The following is a 400-nucleotide window of genomic DNA, read 5'->3' on the forward strand; positions in this document are numbered from 1 at the left end:
CTGTTTGCTCCCCACGCTTTCGTGCCTCAGCGTCAGTGCTGGTCCAGATAGCCGCCTTCGCCACTGATGTTCCTCCCGATCTCTACGCATTTCACCGCTACACCGGGAATTCCACTTACCTCTTCCGATCTCTAGCTTACCAGTTTTGAGTGCAGTTCCAGGGTTGAGCCCTGGGCTTTCACACCCAACTTGATAAGCCGCCTACGTACTCTTTACGCCCAGTAATTCCGAACAACGCTAGCCCCCTTCGTATTACCGCGGCTGCTGGCACGAAGTTAGCCGGGGCTTCTTTACTAGGTACCGTCATTATCTTCCTTGCTAAAAGAGCTTTACAACCCTAAGGCCTTCATCACTCACTCGGTATTGCTGGATCAGGCTTTCGCCCATTGTCCAATATTCC

At 52.5% G+C, this 400-nt stretch carries 1 rRNA gene; it reads right to left on the reverse strand.

What is annotated here, in order from left to right:
• Positions 1 to 400 (reverse strand): 16S ribosomal RNA (locus BSZ14_RS18905); the annotation flags it as partial.

The organism is Sphingomonas sp. Sph1(2015) (genome assembly GCF_001970915.1).
Classification (GTDB): domain Bacteria; phylum Pseudomonadota; class Alphaproteobacteria; order Sphingomonadales; family Sphingomonadaceae; genus Sphingomonas; species Sphingomonas parapaucimobilis.